4 protein-coding genes are annotated in these 3,385 nt (G+C 60.0%); all 4 read left to right on the top strand.

The annotated features are described in order from the left end of the window. The coding region (locus ABHR76_RS09695; RefSeq protein WP_346977574.1) for a sugar transferase at nt 1-659 on the top strand (659 nt) is incomplete at its 5' end. Nucleotides 660-734: 75 nt separating this feature from the next. Then, on the top strand, nt 735-1,604 hold the full coding sequence (locus tag ABHR76_RS09690; protein ID WP_346977573.1) for a glycosyltransferase family 2 protein: 870 nt from the start codon (nt 735-737) through the stop codon (nt 1,602-1,604). Nucleotides 1,605-1,607: 3 nt separating this feature from the next. Continuing rightward, nucleotides 1,608-2,507: a glucose-1-phosphate thymidylyltransferase RfbA gene (rfbA, locus tag ABHR76_RS09685; protein WP_346977571.1), complete on the top strand. Its 900-nt coding sequence runs from the start codon at nt 1,608-1,610 to the stop codon at nt 2,505-2,507. Between the two features lie 19 nt (nt 2,508-2,526). Further along, on the top strand, nt 2,527-3,385 hold an 859-nt coding region (gene rfbB / locus ABHR76_RS09680), incomplete at its 3' end, for a dTDP-glucose 4,6-dehydratase (RefSeq protein ID WP_346977569.1).

The following is a 3,385-nucleotide window of genomic DNA, read 5'->3' as shown; positions in this document are numbered from 1 at the left end:
ACAAGGCCATGCAATCCATCATGGACTGGGATCGCTCGCGCCTGGCCTACCGGGCCATAAAGCGCACGTTCGATATCGTGTTCAGCGGTGTTGTACTCGTCATCATCACCGTGCCCAGCCTTTTGCTCGCCGCGGTTATCCGACTGGAGAGCGAGGGCAACCCGTTCTACAGCCAGGTCCGCGTGGGCAGGACCCACCGCGACGGCAGCCTGTCCACCTTCCGCATGTGGAAGTTCCGCTCCATGTACAGGGACGCCGACGAGCGTCTCGCCGAGCTCAAGGAACAGAACGAGATCGCCGGCGCAATGTTCAAAATGAAGGACGACCCCCGCGTCACCAAGATCGGCAGGTTCATCCGCAAGCACTCCATCGACGAGTTCCCGCAGTTCCTGAACGTGTTCCTGGGCCAGATGTCCGTCGTCGGCCCGCGCCCGCCGCTGCCGAACGAGGTGGCTCTGTACACCGAGTACGACCTGCAGCGTTTGGCCGTTAAACCAGGCATTACCGGATGGTGGCAGGTGACCGACCGTAACGACACGGATTTCGATGGCATGGTTCGTCGCGATCTTGAATATATCGCCAAAAGGGGCTTGTTATTCGATTTGAAAATAGTCGTCCTGACTGTCTTTGAGGTGTTCTCGGGGGAGGGTGCCTCATGATTGATTTTGTTGAACCGCACTTTGATTACTTACAAATTCGTGCTGCTTTCCATTTGATGGGAAGGTGTTAGGCACATGTCAATTTCTCTCGTGATTCCAACTCTTGATGCTCAGGCTGAAATTGGTGAGTTGTTGAATAGACTGCTTTCGCAAACCTGTTGTCCTGACGAAATTATTGTCGTTGATTCCGCATCATCCGATTCCACCGTGGAAATCGCTTCGAGTGTCGATGGCGTTCGGGTTATCGAGATCGATCGTTCCGATTTTAATCACGGACTTACTCGTGACATGGCGTTTAAAGAGTCTTTTGGAGACATTGTTTGCTTTATGACTCAGGATGCCGTTCCGGCTGACGAGCGATATATCGAGAACCTTGTCGAACCAATTCTTGCTGATAGCCGTGTTGCCATTTCATCGGGTCGCCAGCTCCCAAAAAAAGATGCCCGCGAATTCGAACGATTGGTTAGGGAATTTAACTACGGCCCCACGTCAAATGTTCGGTCTAAAGATGACATTCCAGTAATGGGAATCAAGGCTTATTTTGCGACGGATGTCTGCTCTGCATACCGAAGGAGCTCTTATTTCGAGCTTGGAGGTTTCGGTAGAACTGATATGAGCGAGGACATGCTTATGGCCGCAAAGGCTGTAGGGGCGGGTTATTTGGTTGCGTATGCTGCCGATGCGTGTGTGTACCACTCGCATAACCTCACTCCGGTCGAACAATTTCACCGTAATTATGCCATTGGTCATTTTCTCGAAATCAATCGTGAGCTCATAGCTTGTCCATCTGAGATTGGCGAGGGAGGGCGTCTGGTAAAACGGGTCGTTAAACAACTGATTGAGGATCGATCGTTTGTTGAGCTCGGGGCATTTGGCATTGATTGCTTTGCTCGATTTATTGGAAATCGCTCTGGCCGTCGGGCCGCAAGAAAAGAAAGGCTATAGCTAATGAAAGGCATCATCCTCGCCGGCGGGTCCGGCACCCGCCTGTACCCGCTCACGCTCGTGACCTCCAAGCAGCTGCTGCCGGTCTACGACAAGCCCATGATCTACTACCCGCTTAGCACCCTCATGCTGGCGGGCATCAGGGACATCCTGGTCATCTCCACGCCGACGGACCTGCCCAACTTCGAGCGCCTGCTCGGGGACGGCTCGCGCTATGGCGTGAACCTGTCCTACGCCGAGCAGCCCAGCCCCGACGGCCTGGCCCAGGCCTTCACCATCGGCGAGGGGTTCATCGCCGGCGAGCCGTGCGCCCTGGTGCTCGGCGACAACATCTTCTACGGCAACGGCCTGTCGCGCCACCTGACGCGCGCCGTCCAGAACGCAGAGTCCGGTCGCGCCACGGTCTTCGGCTACCACGTGGACGACCCCGAGCGCTTCGGTGTCGTGGAGTTCGACGGCGAGGGGAGGGCCGTCTCCATCGAGGAGAAGCCCGAGCGCCCCAAGAGCTCCTACGCCGTCACCGGCCTGTACTTCTACCCGGGCGACGTGGCCGCCAAGGCGCACGAGGTCAAGCCATCGGCCCGCGGCGAGCTGGAGATCACCACGCTCAACCAGATGTACCTGGAGGAGGGGACGCTGTCCGTCGTCACCCTCGGCCGCGGCTACGCGTGGCTGGACACCGGCACCATGGAGAGCCTGCACGAGGCCGCGGAGTTCGTCCGCGCCGTGGAGCACTCCCAGGACCTGCCGGTCTCGGTGCCCGAGGAGATCGCCTGGGAGAACGGCTGGATCACCACCGCCGAGCTGGAGGAGGCCGCGAAGGCCTACGGCAAGTCGGTCTACGGCCGGCACCTCAAGAAGGTCGCCGCCGGCGAGATCGTCAACAGCCCGCGCGAGTACTAGGAACCGAGGAGATACGAACATGGCAGAGGAGACCTTCTCCCCCAGGAACATCATCGTCACGGGCGGCTGCGGCTTCATCGGCAGCAACTTCGTGCACTACGTGGTCGACAACCACCCCGGCGTGCACGTGACCGTCCTGGACAAGCTGACCTACGCCGGCAACCCCGAGAACATCGCCGGGCTGCCCGCGGACCGCGTGGAGCTCGTCGTGGGCGACATCTGCGACGCCGCGCTACTCGATAGGATCGTGCCGGGCCACGACGCGATCGTGCACTACGCCGCCGAGTCCCACAACGACAACTCCATCGCCGACCCCGAGCCGTTCCTGCGCACCAACGTCGAGGGCACCTTCCGCCTGCTGGAGGCCGTGAGGAAGCACGGCGTCCGCTACCATCACGTCTCCACCGACGAGGTCTACGGCGACCTGGCGCTCGACGACCCGGCCAAGTTCACCGAGGAGACGCCGTACCATCCGTCGAGCCCCTACAGCTCGACCAAGGCGTCCTCCGACATGCTCGTGCGCGCCTGGACCCGCACCTACGGCCTCAGGACCACGATCTCCAACTGCTCCAACAACTACGGTCCCTACCAGCACGTGGAGAAGTTCATCCCCAGGCAGATCACGAACATCGTCGACGGCGTCCGCCCCAAGCTCTACGGGAAGGGCGAGAACGTGCGCGACTGGATCCACACCGAGGACCACTCCTCGGCCGTCTGGGACATCCTCACCAGGGGCCGCATGGGGGAGACCTACCTCATCGGCGCGAACGGCGAGAAGAACAACATCACCGTGCTCCGCATGATCCTGGAGGCTATGGGAAGGGACCCCGAGGACTTCGACTGGGTCGCCGACCGCCCGGGCCACGACCGCCGCTACG

Origin of the sequence: Collinsella aerofaciens (assembly GCF_039752985.1) — a bacterium.
GTDB classification, from domain to species: domain Bacteria; phylum Actinomycetota; class Coriobacteriia; order Coriobacteriales; family Coriobacteriaceae; genus Collinsella; species Collinsella aerofaciens_BT.
Note: the sequence above shows the minus strand (reverse complement) of the source record. Positions and strands in the feature narration are given on the sequence as shown.